The sequence below is a fragment of the Sulfobacillus sp. TH-112 genome (genome assembly GCF_057473405.1).
In genome coordinates this window covers 1-17,186 of sequence record NZ_JBYCKN010000049.1, presented here as the reverse complement: position 1 = coordinate 17,186, position 17,186 = coordinate 1, and the positions used below count along the sequence as shown (strand labels likewise).

Genomic DNA, 17,186 nt, shown 5'->3' with positions numbered 1-17,186 from the left:
GGCCGTCATCCACCAAGACGATAAAGTCTGGTCGATAACGCCTAGCGATGGAGCCAAAGCGATACGGCACTTCAAACCCCAGATTGTGATTTTTCACGTAGCTATACACACGAGGGTGTGATTCGACGACGCGGCAAAACTCGGCCTCCCAATCACTGTCGAGTACGACCCAGTTGATGTGGCATCGGCGCGAATCGGTCTGCCACCGTGATGTTTTTGATGTCAAAAAGTTGACCGTCATTGTGCTTCCCGCGGGGTTGTACGGATCCAAAATCGCCTTTTTGCGCCGATCCCCGAACTGCCGATTGATAGCAGCGGTAATGCGTTCGCATGCCATATCTGCCAATTCTTGATACATTAGTTGCGCCGGATAGGATCCTCCTGTGCAGACAAGATAGGTATCCAGCCACTGCTAGGTAATCCGTTTAAGTTGACCAAACAAATAGAGTTTCGGTTCTTCACCTGAATCCCTCCATTTGGTCATGATTAGACGCTTCGTCAAATGAAAGAGTAATGTCGAAGGCCGTACATCTTCGAGGTGCTGTAACTTCAAGTCAATTTCCTCGCCAATAATTCCAGCATTCTTTGTCTCCGACGGCCCCACCAAGGCTGGGGTTAATTCCAGAATGGAGTCAGGCGTAAACTCGGCCGTCAATCGTTCCTCCGGTAATTCAATTCGATATCCTTCAACTCGCGGGAACTCGATTGCTAAGGCATCCCGGTCTGGTCGAACTGCCTTGACTTGAACGGTCTCCCGCGGGGGACGGGGCGTCACAGGAACCGGCTTGGCTGTAAAATCAAATGGGATACCCAATACATCCGCGTATTCGACGTCGAAAAGGCCCTGTTCATTCAGATCATAGGATTGTCGCCTCAGCGCCCGACCGATGACCTGTTCGCACAGTAACTGCGTACCAAACGCTCGGACACCAAGAACATGAGTCACGGTGTTGGCGTCCCAACCCTCCGTCAGCATAGATACCGAAACCACGCAACGAATAGACTCGCCCAATCGTCCGGGCTTACCAACTGTATTCATGACCTCCCGGAGCAAATCCTGATCGGTCAAATTGGCTGCTTGCTCTTGGCTCCCTGTTCGTTCCACGATCTCCCGCCGGAATCGCTCAATCTCCGCGCTCGCCATCGTGCGAAATTGGGAATCTAATCCTTCGCCGGATTCCAACTGCTCACTATCAATGAGGAGAGTCCTCGGTCTCGCATAGGGATTCCCATTTTCATCGAAGTTCTGAAATAGGGGTAAACGACCTTGTTCCAGCACCGTGGTGCCGTCGTCGTTTTCTCGATAAAAACCAGAGATGTAATCGTAAACCAGTTTAGATGTGGCGGTATTGTTACAGACGACAATAAAGCAGGGCGGCACTCCCATATCCTCTGCCTGCCACAGTTCAAAGGTTTTCTTATAATGACCATAGAGCGCTTCGAATGCGGTTTGCAATTCAACGGGAATGCTCAAGGGATCAAGATCCTTGGCCTTCCCGCGGCCCCTCTTAGGCATGCGCTTCCCGATGTGCTCCCAAAGGTTCCGAAATTTAGGCGTATCTCCACCTGGAACGTTATCCGCCACGGGAACTCGCGGCAGTTTTACAATGCCACATTCAATGGCATCCATGAGCGAGAAATCGCTCACTGTCCACGGAAATAGTGTCCCCTCTACGTATCCTGACCCCTGCAAAAAGAACGGGGTGGCGGAAAGGTCCACGACTCGCGATACTCCCATTTTTCGGTGCACGGTCTCGAGACCGGATATCCACACGCGAGCCGCCTCATTGTTCTTCTCAGCCGTCTCCCGGTCCTCACTAGTGAGTGTATCAGCCTCCGCGTTTGACTTTTCACGGTAGCAATGGTGCGCTTCGTCGTTAAGCACCATGACTTGCTTGAACCCCATCAGTTCCGGCATCACGCGCTGCAACATTTGACCTTCAGTTTCCTTAGTCTGAAGGTCCGGCCCTCGACCTTGCAATAAGGCGCGCGCCCCACGAGAGAGTTCCAGACGGTCCCGCAGCATAAAGGAATGATAATTGGTGATAACAATTTTGGCCCGTTCCATATCGGCCAACATGTCATGCGGCACCAACTCGCGACTCTGATAGTAACTATCCGGATCGTTCGGCAATAACACCCGTAATCGATCTTTAATCGTAATACCCGGAGTCACCACCAAAAACCCGCGCGTAAAATTCCGACTTGTGGGATGCCGTACGGCATTAATAGTCTGCCATGCGATAATCATAGCCATAACGGTGGTCTTTCCCGATCCAGTCGCCATCTTAAGGGCCAAACGAAGTAGGCCAGGATTAGCCGTATCACTTGCATTCGTTAGATGATCTAAAAAGTCACGGCTGACTTTGGGGGTTTTGGGTGCGACCTCAGTCATCCAAATGAGGGTTTCAACCGCCTCAACCTGACAAAAGAACGGTCGAATACTTTGAAACTCATGCGAACGCCAATGCTGAAGCAATCGGGCTGTCTCGGATGTAACATGCCAATCCTTTGGGTTGGGAATGCGCCGCCAGTTATCTACATGTTCTCGCACCCCATTAATAATAGAGGTCGCATCGTACCCTTGACCTTCGCTAGAAAGGCCATGCCCCTCGTCCAAGACAAATTGCTGCTGATGGGCCTTTCCCTTCTGTTTTCGGGGCTTCGGAATCGGGGTGATAAATTGTGCGCTCCTACGCTGCTCGATAATATGCTGCGTCGGTTGCCCGTCTTGGTCAAGTTCCCAATGTTGAGACGGATATTCATAAGGTGAATTCAAAATGGGCTGTTCAAAGAATTGGTTTTCCATATGGGTACCTACCCTTTATAATATTTGCTCTCGACGATCCAACCGAAGGATCCAGATATCGACATTATTACTGATACCATGTATACGGTCAACGCAACTGAACAACCCGGTGTCGTCGTTAAGTTGCCATTCTCGACCTCACCCGTGATCCTGTATCAGATACAGACAGGCAACTTCGTGCAGGCGAGTATCTCACACCGCGTCAAGCTCCCTTACTTGTGCTGTCCTTTCGCAGTTCCCTATCTTAAAATCGGGCACTCCGTCATCGCCGACCGCAGAATCAAAACATGCTGCCGCGCCCGGGTTATGCCTACCCTCAATATGCGGCGACTTCTTAAGTACGGATGTGGGTCATCGCGCCACAGCAAGGAGGATGTCCATCCTCCTTGACTCGGCCGAGGCTCTTCCAGAATAATGACTCCGTCAAACTGCTTACCTTTGCATCGATGGATCGTCATGACATGAATGCCCGACTTGTCATTGTCGACGTCGCCCACAATGGACTCTTGGGCGATAGCGTCCATCACGACTTGGCGGGCCCCCACATATCCGCCATACTGCACCCACGCAGCTAGTAATTGTGTTGAAATCCTTTTGCCGCGGTTATAGGCCACTAAGTAGTCTAAATTGGGCGCCAGAGCGTGCACCGAGCCGTGACCACTATCACGAATCATGTCGCGCGCACGCAACCAGTCCTTCTGAGGGATGCCTGTCCATTGCTCTCTGGTCGCTTTAGCGACTAGTTCGTGGAGCGCAGGCACTAGGTTCCCGCGTGGTTTGATGGACTGCGTCAACTGCTGTGACCAAGCCGTCCATTTCTCCGCCTTCTCGATCCCGGTGGTTGTCCCTTTTGCCCGAGACCACGCAGCCATGATGCTCAACCCGTCGGCAACATCGTGGTCGGGGTGGTCTATAAGCTTGGGCTCTAAGAGAAATGCCGCAAACCGACTGGCCAAGACCACTCCAGTCTCATCAAATAGCACTTTATGCCTAATGGGATTGTCGTCCGCATTGAGTGCCGCACTAATTCGCCCAACACCCGCTCCCGTTGAGGCCAAGATTCCTATACTCGCTGGTTTTGACCCTGTCTCTTTGGTTATCATTTGGTACAGCATTCCTAACGACGTACGGACCGCTTCAAGCTGCTTCTTGGGATGATACTTACGGATCGTTACCCCATGATATGAGCCACTCCGGACGTTCCCAGACAGGACATCATTGCCGAACTGCAAAATTTCCGTGCCGGAACTCCGGTGGTTTTGTGATCCCAAATCAACAACGACCGGACTGAGAGTGCGTACGATTTCGGTGATTCTTTCCGGTCCCACCCCCTCCAGGTAATCGAAGATCTGCTGCTCATTGTCAGCCAAGCAGAGTACTTGCACCTTTGTGGCCAGCAGTCTCGTTAAGCTCCATGGGTGACGACCGGTGTCCTGCGCCTCGTCAACGATGACCAGAGGAAATTTATCAGCCACGATTTCGAACAGTTTGGGAGCCCGTGAAAAGAGCTCGACTACCTTAGGCACAAACAAATCAAAGCCCACCTGGCCCATCTCAAAGAAGCGGCGCTCGCGGTCCTTTACCCACGATTCCCACGTGTCGTCGCCTGGTTTCGCACCGCCAGACAATGCCTTTTCGTCAGCGGGCAATAACACTTGAAGACGACGCGGTGTTCCCAATAAATAGGCATGGCTTCGTAGAATGCTCCAGCAAAATGAATGGAACGTCTGCATGGATACTCGGGCTAGTTCCTCATCCGTCATTGCGATACGGGCGCCTTGAGTCAGCCTGGCTATGGCCGCCCGAGAATAACTCAGAAACAGAATCTCCTGCCCCGCACTGAGACGAGATGCACGCCGTACCGCCTTCTCTAGGGCTAGCGTCGTCTTGCCACTTCCGGGGCCGCCGACGACCAAAATATGATGGTCCTCACCGACAACCCGCGCAACGACATCCTCTCTGGCACCAGTCATGACTCTTGCGCGGCCATTGCGTCCCGATCATGGACTTCGTCTCGGCAATTAATCGATGATGGGTCGGGAAAGTCCGCGTAGACCTTCTTGAGCAAATCCACGATAGTAGCCGGTAATTCTTCTGTCGTGCATAACTCCAATAGGCGGCCCGCATATCCGGCACCCTTTTGTCGCCGCAAGACTTGGAAGCAAATATCCCTTATCTTTGCGTCCTCCTGCGGACGCGCGGCCGGAGCGTACTCGAATTCGCCCGCATCCCGAAGAACTTCAAGGAATTGCCACAAACGATCCACCGGGAGTTCTTCAACCAACAAGGTTTCGGTTCCGGGATACGGGCTCTCGCAAAATACGTCAAATGCATCGGCGATTTTATCCCTCGCAGCGTCCGTCTTTTGTTGATCGCAAAAAGCGTACGTCTTTAACCCGATACTCCTGAAAAACTCTCCGAATTGCTCTAGGGAGCCGTCACCATCTCCGACCACGACGCTAATGCCCGAAAGGTCCAATGGATAGACACCGGAATTCCTTTCAAGTTGTGCTGCCACAGCTCCCAAAGCCGACCCTTCCGTCGGTCCCTCGGCTACGATGACCGCCGATCCCAGTATGGCCTCCGCTAACGCGCGGCGGAGTTGCCGCCGATACATCTTCTCTTTGAGCGCCGCACTCGACGGCATGGTGGCCACCGCGTTCCCCATGTCCTTGCGAAGAATTCGAATTTGGTTCAACTCGAATTGCTCGATGACATAGGGTGAATGGGTTGTGACAAAACACTGAGTCGTTTGGCCCACAAGATATTGAGCAATGCGGCGTTGTGTGTGCGGCGGCAACGCAATTTCAGGTTCTTCCATGGCGAAAATGACGTTGTTGGTTTTCAAGTCAGCAATTAATGACAGCAACGCAAGAACCAGCGTGTTGAGAGTGCCTGTACCTACGGTTTGGAAGGGTACTGGCTCTTGATCGGAGCTAATCGCTATGAAAAACGCTAGCGTCTTACGCAAGTGTTCTCGGGTAAGTTGGGAAACAAACAACTTCGTTACTTCGTCAGTCGCTTCAATGGGAATATACTGCCGTATTCGCGATTCGATCCGATGGAGGACATCCGTCAAATCCGTGGAGTCTGCACCGATGGCCGGGTCAAGGTCGTGCAGACGGTTGATGGCTCCCTCCCACAATCCTGTGCGAATTCCTTGAAGTCTCAGAATCGTATCGAAAAGCGACCCACGTTCCAGACTCAATGCGCGGGAACCGGTCCGCAGGGCCCGCAGATAAATGAATCCTACTCGCTCCTTAAATCGGCGTTCAACTGGCTGCAGTGCTTCATCCGCATTCGGCCCGTTGCAATAATATGTATTCGCGTCAAACGAATCATCCTCAGCGTCATACTTCGCTTCGGTTAAAATCCTTAGGCAAGGCACCGCGTTCTCCGTTCCTTCGGATTCCCAGCGACCTAATACCCGTTGGTCCATGACGTGCCAGAACTCGAGATACGCTTCGTGTGAGCGCCTGATTTCCTCAGTCAAGTCGATCAGCACGACCTCGACGCGAATGGGGATCGGGGCTGGGTCTGGGGCCCCTTCACCGAGATATCTCGCATTGTAAAAGTCGAACTCCTCAACGGGAGGGGCCCGTCGCAAGCGTTCCGGACCAAGCACCAAGTCAAGCGCTTCAAGAATCGTCGATTTACCTACATTGTTCGCACCGACCAATAGGGTATGGCCGTCAAAGAAAAACTCACCGGACTTGATGCCGCGAAAGTTTTGTATAATAAGACGTGCTACCTTCAGATTCCTTCCCCCTTAATTCGTTGCTTGTTGATGTGTCAGTGATGGATAATCATGAATCCGACGCCGGCTTGGCCAAAGAATTGCCAACAAATAGGAGCGACACCATCCATGTAATATAGAGTAATAACGACTTCTACGGCGTCCCTGACACGACACCGTCAAATCCCTATCTACGCCTAAATCCATCTTTAAAGACCCTCAAAAATTGGTGTCCGCTTTGAGCGACTCAACACTGTCCGATCCTCCGCTGGCAACCGTCCATCGGCCATCGGGGAGTCGCTGTAGTCGACCGTCCCGTCGCAAGGTTTGATTGAGGTACAGGTCAAACCGCTTGTTTTGGGTACAAAATCCGGCCTGTTGGACCTTTTGGGACAGTTGGACTGGGGTAAGGGGATCGGGACTGCGGACAAGGACATGCAGAGCGAAGTCCCGGGCAGTTTTTGGTGATGGCGCCGGGAGACCCTTCCGTATACTAAGTCGGCTCCGAGCATCTTCTTCGTGCTTATTCGCAAGTTCGAGGGTTTCTATCAACTCAGAGAATCCCTTTACCATTTCCCCTTTGTTGTCTTGGTAAAACGTTTGAAGTTGGGTTGCCATCTGCTTAAGTTGCCGCGTTATCCACGACCGCGACTGCGGAATGGCCAATGCCGCCACCAGCAACATGCCCAACGACATCTTAACCCATGTGGGGCTTTTGGCGAGGAGCTTGACCAATGCTTTGCCCGCACTGAAGACCCCGTAAAGGGCACCCACAGAACCCAATCCTATTAATCCGCCCACTGCTTCAAGACTAACCCGCATAGATTGGGCCGTATGATAATCTCGCAAGTCAATCCAAAGCCGCAAAGGATCTCCCGCGTCAATGTGCAACGAGCGGATGTCATTATCTCGGGATATTAGGTAATCGGGTCGAAAGGCATAGAACCCTCGCAGTGTGGGAAGATCATCCGAATCGCGCTGCGCTAGTTGAGATTCCAACACATCCGGGGCGGGAATTTCGGTATCTGGAAGGACGTGCAACACCTCGCTATAAGTTTCCCATACGCGCTGCACGTCGCCTTCATGAGAATCGCGACCCCGAACAACGTCCAGTAGATGTTCTTCGATTTCGCCCAAAATCGTTTCAGTAATCCATGCTACAACTTTTTTGGAAGACGCCAGTTGAAAGAGCGTGGACTCCTTTCCGGGATGTCGAATCATCCAGCGGAGCTCTCCCAATATGATATTGGCGTCCACGATCACTGCCGTGCGGATATAGGGGACAAGTTCATTGAGGACCGTACTGCTCTTCAGAAACGTCTGATAATCTAGAGGTGACAGCTCCCGCTCTTCCGTTATACCCATCTCCTATTGCGGTATACATTAATTCGGTTCATTGCATTTCCTGCCCGTTCCTGCCCTCTACCGTTTGCCGATAGCCAGATCGAGAAACCGCATGCATGGCATTTGGCCAGTTGCGGGATCCAACCACTCAAATTACCATACAACAGCTCGGACCTGGTTAGCTAGCTCCCATAGGTTATTTCTGTCTCTTGATTTGGACTTTGAAGTCGTTTGTCCCAAGATCCGTGTCCAAAAGGACGATTTCGCACGTGAACGTGAATCCTTATTGGCAAATTGGGGTCAAATTCCGGACCAACCCGTGATTTTCTTTGAAAACCGGGCCACCCCGTATCTACCATAACCCATTGGGGTTTATACAAAACTGTCGACACTCCTCTTATACTCACCGTGAGACGGTTAGTTTAAGGTGGGCAAGTCGTTTTCCTGCCATTGGGCCCCATGGTCACCAACGAGGGCCGACCCTGAGAGCGCTCGCTCCTACCCATAATTTTGCCCATGTCTTTCCGCTCCCACCTCTCGTGGTGACGCCTCATGGTGACGCCGCGGAAACTGTGGAGTTTGTTGGGGAAATAAAAAAGCCGCAATCGCTTGCGGTGAAAGGGTTTCAGGATGGTGTCCCCGGCAGGATTCGAACCTGCGACGCCGGGATTAGAAGTCCCGCGCTCTATCCTCTGAGCTACGGGGACGCCTCAATGGTCGGGGCGGAGGGATTCGAACCCCCGACCCCTTGCTCCCAAAGCAAGTGCGCTACCAAGCTGCGCTACGCCCCGGCCGAATGGATTGAATTATATCAGAACACGCGTCAAACGTCAATTACGCCGAGTGCTGTACCACAGGGACGCGGCCACTATCAAGAAAATGGCGAGTCCGGCGCCGGTACGAACATCCACGCGTGTCAAAATCCATGCGATGAATAGTGCCACTAAACTTAGGATAGCCAATATGGGATCATCCACAAAAAGGTCATAGACCTCTTTTAACCATTTCATGACGTCGCCACACCCCTTTTCTTCAGGGATGAGACAATGAGCCAACTGGCAGCAAGATAGAGGCCAATCAGAAGAAGGATGCTCGCATCTTGACCGGGCCAAATCACACCTAAGGATTCACCAGCCCAAAAGCTACCAAAACTGGTCAGCATAATGCCAACCACAAACTTCATCACATTCTCTGGTACGCGTGATAATGGAGCCCGCAGGATGATCCCGGCCGATAATACGATCACAAGACCAATGGCGGCACCGATAATGGCACTCCCATAGGCACGACCAGCCGAGCCCATGGTGAGGACGATGACCACCACTTCGAGTCCTTCTAGGAATACGCCATTAAACGCGGTGGCCTGGGCTGCTACCCTATTCCCTTTATTTTGCTCTAAGCGTCCCACCTCACGTTGAAACGCCTGACTCTCGTCATGTAATGCCTTTTTGCCAGAAAATCGTAAAATAGCTTTGCGAAGCCACTTTACCCCAAACAGCAACAACAGAACCCCAATCACGCCTCGCAAAACATTAATAGGAATGTAATGCAAAACCCCCACGCCCAAAATCGCGGTGATCACCGCGAGCGCGGCTACCGCCATCAATGTACCCCGAATGGCGGGACGGTATCCCTCTACCGTACCCACCGCTAAGACAATGGTGAGGGCCTCAATGAATTCGACCGATGAGGCTAAAAGTGCTGCAAGCAAAACATACCAATTCATCGGCAATCCCCCCTAGTCATTTCCGACTATTTCTCTTTAGAGGATATGATACCGAAGATCCGGGATATTTCACAACCCTTGAACATCCATTGTTCGCATGAGATTTTCTACCGCTTGAGCGCGATGCGAGATTTGATTCTTTTTTTCTTGGGGCCACTCGGCAAGCGATGTCATCCCATCAATAGAAAAAATCGGATCCACTCCAAATCCGCCGCTCCCTCGAGGCCAGCTAAGAATCGTTCCTTCAATCACACCCTCGGCGAATAGCTGGTCGCCGTTCGGCCATGCTAAACACAACACCGCACGCATCCGCGCCGTGCGCTCATGTGCCGGCACTGCCATGAGTCGCAAGAGAATTTCCCGAGAATTCACCCAGCTATCATCACTGACAAACCGTGCAGTATGGACCCCCGGTTCCCCGTTTAGCGCATCTACCTCAAGACCAGAATCATCGGCCAGCGCAAGACATCCGAGCGTCTTGGCCACATAGCGCGCCTTAAGGCGCGCATTTTCGTGATAGGTAGAGCCCGTTTCCTCAATAATTTCTTCTTGTGATGGATAGGGCAAGATCGTCAACGGGGCGCCGTTGAGCAGCTTCTCAAACTCCCGGAGTTTTCCCATATTGTGCGTGGCCAGCACCACATTAGTGGGCAATGAGACCCGCCCCCTCGGGAAACGCCTGTTGCTGAAGTTCATCTAAAACGTCCATCCCAAACGCTCCGAGTTCCAACACCTCGTTCAACTGGTCACGAGAAAACGCTTGATGTTCCCCCGTCCCCTGCAATTCTACCCAGTCGCCCGTCGAGAGCCGGACCAAATTGAAATCCACATCAATATCGACATCTTCCAAATACGATAAGTCCAACATACTTTGCCCCGTTTTGAGTCCCACACTGATCGCGGCCATGCGCCCGCGAAATGGCGGCTTCTCAAAAGGGGTCTTTTTGTGTAAGTAATGCACCGCCTGCCACAACGCCATAAAACCCGCCGTGATCGCGGCCGTGCGCGTACCGCCATCCGCTTGCAGTACATCACAGTCCAGCACGATGCTCTTCTCTCCCAGTCGATTAAGAAAGAGCGACGCCCGAAGAGACCGACCAATGAGACGCTGAATCTCCACGCTCCGCCCTTGTTGCCGTCCACGCACGGCTTCACGATGGGTGCGATCATGAGTCGCCCGCGGCAACATGGCGTACTCGGCTTGAATCCAGCCTTGTCCGGTTCCGCGGACAAAAGGTGGTACCTTATCCTCTACCGTGGCCGTTACCAAGACCCGCGTGTGTCCCTGTTCAATGAGGCACGATCCTTCAGCCCAGCGATTATATCCGAGTTCAAGCCGGACTGGCCGAACATCCTCACGGCTACGCCCATCCACTCTCATTAGCGACTTCCTCCTTCAATCAATATCCTCTTTTAGCGTGCCTTGAGAGAGTCTGCTTCATCCTCAGTCTGGCCCCTTATGTAAAAAACTCCCAACGCGCGCGTCGGGAGTGTAAAATTGGTGGAGGCGGGGACGTGCTGCCCGTCCCGTCCGAAGACACGTTATACCAGAATTCTACGAGCGTAGCCTCGGATTTAATCTCACTTAAATGATTCGTCCGAAGCAAGGACCACTTAAGCCAGCCCTAAGTTTCCCCACTCTAATCGGGCCTTAGAGCGGTATCCTATCTAAGTTTACGTGGTCTAGGCGAGGATAGGCACTAGACTAGGCCACGTTAGCTGGTTTTTTAGGCAGCTAAAGCGTAATCGAAATCGTTTGTGTCTTTGGCAGTTATTGTTTCCCACGGTTTTACGAGACGCGGAGCTCGGCTCGCTATCTGGCACCCCGTCCATCCCCGTCGAATCTAGTTCGCCCCCGGAGACTAACGCAAGCGCTCTTTCATAGCTCGGTCAATATGCCGCATGGCTTCCCGTTCTTGAATAGAGTGCCGCTTATCGTACTGCTTTTTTCCTCTAGCAACAGCTAATGATAACTTTGCGCGCCCTCTTTTGTCAAAGTAGAGGCTTAATGGCACGAGAGTCATGCCATCCTGCTTCACGCGCGCCTGCAACTCACGAATCTCTTTTTTGTGCAACAAGAGCTTGCGATTACGATATGGTTCGTGATTCCAGCGATTGCCATGATCGTATGGCGCCACGTGACAGTTCATTAAAAACACTTCCCCATTAATGACCCGAGCAAAGCTATCGCGAAGGTTGACGCGCCCGAGACGCATAGACTTCACTTCCGTACCCGTCAGTTCCAGACCGGCTTCAATGACTTCGTCGATAAAATAATCGTGTCGTGCCTTACGATTTTCCGCAATGGCCCGTTCACTGCGCGCCATCGGATTCACCCCGCTTTCGTTGGTCATTCTCGCACGGCGAGCCAAAAATATCAATTGTTCCGGGTAATGTTGCTTCTAAATTCTCTTGCTATCACATAATTCGTTGATGAGGTGAATTACATGCGTCTAATATGGTGGAAAATTACCCGACCTGACTTCGTGAGAGGTCCAGTGGAGGTGGCAGGCGATGCCTTGAATATTCATTTGCCAGAGGAATGGTCAGCCGTAGATTTGGCACGGATCGAACATGGACACTTAGATAACGAGTGGTTAACACGATTGCAGAAATGGGTCGATGGCTCGGCGCCACGCGACTAATACTGGCACCCTATCGCTCGCGTATCACCTTCACGCGATAGGGACTCATATCGGGAAGCTTCACAACCAGCGACTGATGACCTGAAGGCACGAACGCCTGCCAACGCCGGCCGCCTTCTCGCTCCAGAAGGAGTGGCGGTCGTTCTCCCTGGCCCAAGATGACCAATTCACGCCCCTGCTGTCCAAGCCACCAGTGACCCGGCAAATCATCAATCCGATGCCACACCACCACGAGCGGCTTTTTCCACAAAGCACGCTGGCGAAGCCACAGTGGGGCTTGATTCGGGCCTACCAAATATAGGCGGTTCTTACCAAAGCTTAACGCCAAGGTAAGAAAATGATGTTGTCTTAGTTCCGACCGATTGACCGTACTCATACGTTATCACCTACTTAGATAACGCCACAGACGAAAAAAGGTCACTTCCGTCGCCCTTTCTTTTTCTGAACCACTGAACTCTTTTTAGGTCGCGCTATGGTCGTGGCCGCTAATTGAAAATCAATCCGTCGCAGTTCCACATCTACCGCCGCGACTTGAACCTCAATGGGCTGTCCTAGTGAGAATACGCGGCCGGTCCTCTCTCCCGTCAATCGATAATGGACCGGATCAAAAACCCAGTAGTCTTGCGGTAGGTCTTCTGTACGTACCAACCCCTCAATGAGGTTGGGAAGCTCCACGAACACTCCAAAATTGGTCACCCCCGACACCACTGCCGAATACGTCTCGCCTAAATGATCGTGCATATAGAGTGCCTGCTTCATTTGCACCGATTCTCGTTCTGCTTCCATGGCTTCCCGTTCACGCTGTGAGGAGGATTCCCCCACTTCCGCAACGATCGCTTGCCAGGCTTCTCGATCCGACTCTTTGATGCGCTGTTCCAAATGCTGGCTTAATATCCGATGCACCCAGAGATCGGGGTAACGACGAATTGGGGAAGTAAAATGTGTGTATTCCCGCGACGCCAAACCAAAGTGACCCGTATTGGTGGGACCATAACGGGCTTGCTTCATCGATCGCAAGAGTGCGCTATTAATGAGCTTCTCTTCCGGGCGGCCCTTGACTTCGTTAATGAGCGATTGCAGTGACTTCGGCGTGACCTCCTTCGGGAGGTGATATCCGAGCGCCCCAATGAGCTCGCGAAATTGGTCCATGCGGTCATCCGAAGGATGGTCATGTACGCGAAACAAACCGGGCAGATGATGGTGAAGGAGTTCACTCGCGACCGCTTCGTTCGCGAGAAGCATCAACTCTTCAATGATGGATTCGGCCACGCCGCGACCCCGTTCCACAATATCAATCGGATGCCCCGCGCTATTGAGAATCACTTTAGCCTCCGGCACGTCGAAATCAATGGCACCGCGAGCGACGCGAAGACGATTGAGCAACTCGCGCACCCGATCCGCTCGATGCAGCAAATCGGCTAGTTCAGGTTCGACCGTCAACGTGCCAGAAAGAAATTGGTTCACTCCTTCATAGGTTAAGCGGTGCCGGGTCTCAATGACCGAGCGACTTAACGAGACGTGCTCTCGTCGTCCCTGCTCATCAAGATCAATCCAACAGGTCAGCGTCAAACGCGGCACCTGGGGATTTAAACTGGCAATGCCGTTCGAGAGCCGTTCTGGAAGCATTGGAATAACCCGATCCACCAGATACACGCTGGTGCCGCGCTGACGCGCTTCCCGATCCAGTGCCGACCCTTCCCGAACGTAGTAGCTCACATCGGCGATGTGTACCCCAATGCGATAGCCGTGCGGGCGCGCTTCGACTGAGATCGCATCGTCCAGATCCTTGGCGTCACTACCATCGATGGTCACAATATAGCGGTCCCGCAGATCCTCACGATGAACCAATTCGTCCTTAGAGACCGTCTCGGGCAAGTGCCTCGCCTCATCCAAGACATCCTGAGGAAACTCGGAGCGAATGTGATGCTCCACCATCAGCGTCCGCACATCAACCCCTGGCGCATTGGCCTCGCCCAGTACCTCTTCAACCTCACCCCGCACTGGCCGATCGGGATTAAGCGGCCATTCGGTAATTCGCACCGAAACAATCAGTCCCGCATGCCACTTCCCGACATCTGACTGCCGTGAAACCGACACAATCGGCTGTCGCCGGTCTCTCGGAATAACCCGCCAACTTCCGCTGCGAGTGCGATCTAACCTCCCTACCAGATGCGTATGCGCACGACTCAGCACATCCATGAGTCGTCCTTCTGGCCCCGGAGTCCCGCTGACCCGACGAATCCACACCAATACTTGATCATCATTAGTCGCACTTAAGAGATACCGCTGCGGCACAAAGATATCATCGCCGGGATATTCGGCGTTGACCACAAAACCAAATCCGCGTGGATTGACGCGCAAGGTCCCCACCCGGGTCTCGACACTGATTCGGCCCTCCGCATCACGCGCCAGCCATCCTTCATGCCGATAGTCACTAAACGCCCGATAGAGCGCTTTGGTGGGACTCTTTCCTCCACTTAACCGCGACACGACCGCTTTCTCTAAGATGGGTTCATGGCGATACAGAAGCGCAAACACTTTTTCCGAAAAGTTCTCCGGCATCGGTTTTTTCGACCGGGTTCTGGCCACACTGGCTCCCCTCGCTTTAGTCAAAGTAAAACCTCCAGCCAGGGCCAAACAGGCGTGACTAGAGGCTTCTTCACATCAGATCGGGGCTTAGCCATTTACCATATCCGAGCTAACAACAAGGTGAGTACCGCAAAGACAACCGCCAACACCACCGTGACACGGGCTAGTAATTCGTCAACCCCCTGCTTTTTCCCCCCGTAGCTAGTGGGCTGAGAAAACCCACCACCAAACGCGCCTGACATGCCACCGGTATATCCGGTCTGCAACAAGATGGCAGCCATCATCGCGAGTCCAATTACAACCTCCCCCACAATCAGGGCTATCGTCACCAAACATCAACCTCTCCAGCGGTATCGCAAGAATAATTGTCTATATTATACCACAGCTTGGCTAAACCGCATCCCTTGGACAAACGGCTTTATCGATCGTCCGCCTCAATCTCTTTCATGGTGCGCTGGCGCGTTTCTCGTCCCAAAAATGCCACAGCCACCGCCACCACTAATAACACCACGGTAAACATCCAAAATGCCTCACTGATGGGAGCGTGTTCCGCCAACATCCAGCCTAAGACTAAGGGGCCCGCAATTCCGCCAATGCGACCGACCCCCATGGCAAATCCCGATCCGGTACCGCGAATACTGGTGGGGTATTGCTCTGCCGTATAGGCATAGGTGGTTCCCCAAGCTCCTAAGTTGAAGAACCCCAGTAGCGATCCATAGAGTAAAATCGCCCGCACCCCCACGGCATGACCAAACAAGGTGGCAAAGACTGCCGTCAAAATCACATACCCAACTAAAATCGGCTTTCGCCCGACCTTATCCACCAACCAAGCCGCCGAAAAGTATCCAGGGATTTCAGCCGCCGTCACAATCACGGTATAGCCAAACGAATTTACCAAAGAATAGCCATGATCCACCAAGACCGAAGGTAACCACAAGAACATGCCATAATAGGAAAAGTTCATGCCGAGCCACAAAATCCACAGCATGATAGTGCGGTGAGCAAAACGCCGCTGAAAGAGAGAAGCAATCGGATGGGCCGCACGCGGATACGTGGTATCCGTCGTGGTAGCGGCAATGTCCTGCCCACTTGCCATCGCCATCACGCGCTGCGCTTCATCACGCTTTCCACGGCGCAAGAGATAGCGCGGTGACTCCGGAATCCCGCGTCGCAAGTAGAGAACATAGAGGGCGGGAAAGGTCCCAACAAAAAACGCGACCCGCCATCCCCACAGTGGGATCACAATAAAGGCGACGAGTGCCGCGATAAGCCAGCCGACGGCCCAAAAGCTTTCTAATAGGACGATACCTCGACCGCGAGCCCGGGTCGGCAGGAACTCGGTCACCATGGTGGTGGTCACGGGTAACTCTCCCCCTAATCCCAACCCAACTATAAAGCGCCATAAGAGTAACATCCATAGCGCAATCGACAGTCCCGAGAGTCCCGTCGCAACGCTGTACACTAAGAGGGTCAGCATAAATAATTGCCGTCGACCAAAGCGATCGGCCAGCGATCCAGCAAATACCGCTCCAATGGCCATGCCGACTAAATTGATACTACCCACCACCCCAATCCAAAAGGCATTGAGGCTCCAAGCATGAATTAATGCCGCCATCACAAATGAGACAATACCCACATCCATCGAATCGAATAACGTGCCCATCCCTGCTACTGTGATGAGGCGATAGTGAAATCGACTAAGATGGCCTTGGTCAAACTGCTCCTCTCCGGTCACCTTCCAGTCACCCTCTCTTGACGATAATCCTCATCATATTGAGAGTCAGAACGGGTGGTGAGAGTCTATCCGCGAACGGCGCGTGTTAATAATTCCCACCGTCACGAAGCAAACCAGAGAGAATGGAAGATGAAAAACGTAGTCTCGGGACCAGGACAAAAACGCTACAGGAGCCATTACTCCTGTAGCGTCAATCGTGCTCGTGCTTGGTCCTTATGACGTGGTCTTCAGCCACCAAGCCTTCATGTTGGGCTTCCCTTGATCCTCCGATATCCGCTTTTCCAAAGCCTCTTGGGTCGGCGGTGCCGGATAGACGGCGGGATCCCCGGGGGTCCAGTTCGCGGGCGTGGAGAGCTTCTCCCGCTTATTAAACTGCAATCCGTCAATCACTCGTAAAAGCTCTGTCACGCTGCGGCCCAATGACAGAGGATAATAAATCATGGCCCGAATAATGCCTTCGTCATCAATAAAGAAGACGCTGCGTACCGCTGCGGTACTGCTGTCCCCCGGATGGATCATGCCATAAAGTTGGCTGACTTCCATCTTCAGGTCAGCAATCACCGGAAAGGGAATATGTACCCCGAGATCACGCTCAATCGCAT

General features: G+C 52.8%; 16 protein-coding genes, 2 tRNA genes and 1 other RNA gene. 1 reads left to right on the top strand and 18 read right to left on the bottom strand.

Going from position 1 to position 17,186, the window contains the following annotated elements; translation table 11 throughout:
* The 13 genes from ACOJWD_RS03260 to smpB all read right to left on the bottom strand — a co-directional run.
* Positions 1-337, bottom strand: a 337-nt coding sequence (locus ACOJWD_RS03260) for a hypothetical protein (protein WP_486991787.1), incomplete at its 3' end; no start/stop codon positions are given.
* Between the two features lie 75 nt (positions 338-412).
* A complete protein-coding gene (locus tag ACOJWD_RS03255) occupies positions 413-2,809 on the bottom strand; it encodes a BPTD_3080 family restriction endonuclease (protein ID WP_486991786.1) in 2,397 nt (798 codons plus the stop codon).
* A 239-nt stretch (positions 2,810-3,048) separates the two neighbouring features.
* Positions 3,049-4,782 carry a UvrD-helicase domain-containing protein gene (locus ACOJWD_RS03250; protein ID WP_486991785.1) on the bottom strand — a complete coding sequence of 578 codons (1,734 nt, stop codon included), beginning with the start codon at positions 4,780-4,782 and terminating at the stop codon, positions 3,049-3,051.
* The gene (locus ACOJWD_RS03245; RefSeq protein ID WP_486991789.1) at positions 4,779-6,566 is read right to left on the bottom strand and encodes an ATP-dependent nuclease; all 1,788 of its coding nucleotides are present in this window, start codon (positions 6,564-6,566) and stop codon (positions 4,779-4,781) included. Before ACOJWD_RS03245 ends, ACOJWD_RS03250 begins: the two co-directional genes overlap by 4 nt.
* A 198-nt stretch (positions 6,567-6,764) precedes the next feature.
* Positions 6,765-7,910 (bottom strand): PIN domain-containing protein, encoded by a 1,146-nt coding sequence (locus ACOJWD_RS03240; protein WP_486991784.1) that lies wholly within the window; start codon positions 7,908-7,910, stop codon positions 6,765-6,767.
* 610 nt (positions 7,911-8,520) lie between these two features.
* Positions 8,521-8,596: transfer RNA gene (locus ACOJWD_RS03235), tRNA-Arg, on the bottom strand.
* 7 nt (positions 8,597-8,603) lie between these two features.
* A tRNA-Pro gene (locus ACOJWD_RS03230) sits at positions 8,604-8,680 on the bottom strand.
* Between the two features lie 39 nt (positions 8,681-8,719).
* Entirely contained in the window at positions 8,720-8,899 is a 180-nt protein-coding gene (locus tag ACOJWD_RS03225; protein ID WP_486991783.1) for a hypothetical protein, read from the bottom strand.
* Positions 8,896-9,615 carry a COG4280 domain-containing protein gene (locus ACOJWD_RS03220; protein ID WP_486991782.1) on the bottom strand — a complete coding sequence of 240 codons (720 nt, stop codon included), beginning with the start codon at positions 9,613-9,615 and terminating at the stop codon, positions 8,896-8,898. The genes ACOJWD_RS03225 and ACOJWD_RS03220 overlap by 4 nt, the downstream gene beginning before the upstream one ends.
* A gap of 69 nt (positions 9,616-9,684) precedes the next feature.
* Positions 9,685-10,269 (bottom strand): RdgB/HAM1 family non-canonical purine NTP pyrophosphatase, encoded by a 585-nt coding sequence (gene rdgB, locus ACOJWD_RS03215; protein ID WP_486991781.1) that lies wholly within the window; start codon positions 10,267-10,269, stop codon positions 9,685-9,687.
* Positions 10,259-10,996 carry a ribonuclease PH gene (gene rph / locus ACOJWD_RS03210; protein WP_486991780.1) on the bottom strand — a complete coding sequence of 246 codons (738 nt, stop codon included), beginning with the start codon at positions 10,994-10,996 and terminating at the stop codon, positions 10,259-10,261. Before rph ends, rdgB begins: the two co-directional genes overlap by 11 nt.
* A gap of 118 nt (positions 10,997-11,114) precedes the next feature.
* Positions 11,115-11,472: a transfer-messenger RNA gene (gene ssrA / locus ACOJWD_RS03205) on the bottom strand.
* 5 nt (positions 11,473-11,477) lie between these two features.
* Positions 11,478-11,942 carry an SsrA-binding protein SmpB gene (gene smpB, locus ACOJWD_RS03200; protein ID WP_486991779.1) on the bottom strand — a complete coding sequence of 155 codons (465 nt, stop codon included), beginning with the start codon at positions 11,940-11,942 and terminating at the stop codon, positions 11,478-11,480.
* A 120-nt stretch (positions 11,943-12,062) separates the two neighbouring features.
* Here smpB and ACOJWD_RS03195 point away from each other — a divergent pair, with 120 nt between their 5' ends.
* Positions 12,063-12,260, top strand: coding sequence for a hypothetical protein (locus ACOJWD_RS03195; protein ID WP_486991778.1), 198 nt, complete (start codon positions 12,063-12,065; stop codon positions 12,258-12,260).
* Positions 12,261-12,270: 10 nt separating this feature from the next.
* On the opposite strand, the gene ACOJWD_RS03190 is transcribed toward ACOJWD_RS03195, so the two are convergent.
* From ACOJWD_RS03190 to ACOJWD_RS03170, 5 genes are all read right to left on the bottom strand, one after another.
* The gene (locus ACOJWD_RS03190; protein WP_486991777.1) at positions 12,271-12,636 is read right to left on the bottom strand and encodes a hypothetical protein; all 366 of its coding nucleotides are present in this window, start codon (positions 12,634-12,636) and stop codon (positions 12,271-12,273) included.
* A gap of 41 nt (positions 12,637-12,677) precedes the next feature.
* A complete protein-coding gene (gene rnr, locus ACOJWD_RS03185; RefSeq protein ID WP_486991776.1) occupies positions 12,678-14,873 on the bottom strand; it encodes a ribonuclease R in 2,196 nt (731 codons plus the stop codon).
* Positions 14,874-14,944: 71 nt separating this feature from the next.
* Positions 14,945-15,178 carry a preprotein translocase subunit SecG gene (secG, locus tag ACOJWD_RS03180; RefSeq protein WP_486991788.1) on the bottom strand — a complete coding sequence of 78 codons (234 nt, stop codon included), beginning with the start codon at positions 15,176-15,178 and terminating at the stop codon, positions 14,945-14,947.
* Between the two features lie 89 nt (positions 15,179-15,267).
* Positions 15,268-16,584 carry an MFS transporter gene (locus tag ACOJWD_RS03175; RefSeq protein WP_486991775.1) on the bottom strand — a complete coding sequence of 439 codons (1,317 nt, stop codon included), beginning with the start codon at positions 16,582-16,584 and terminating at the stop codon, positions 15,268-15,270.
* A gap of 213 nt (positions 16,585-16,797) precedes the next feature.
* The coding region (locus ACOJWD_RS03170) for a redoxin domain-containing protein (RefSeq protein ID WP_486991774.1) at positions 16,798-17,186 on the bottom strand (389 nt) is incomplete at its 5' end.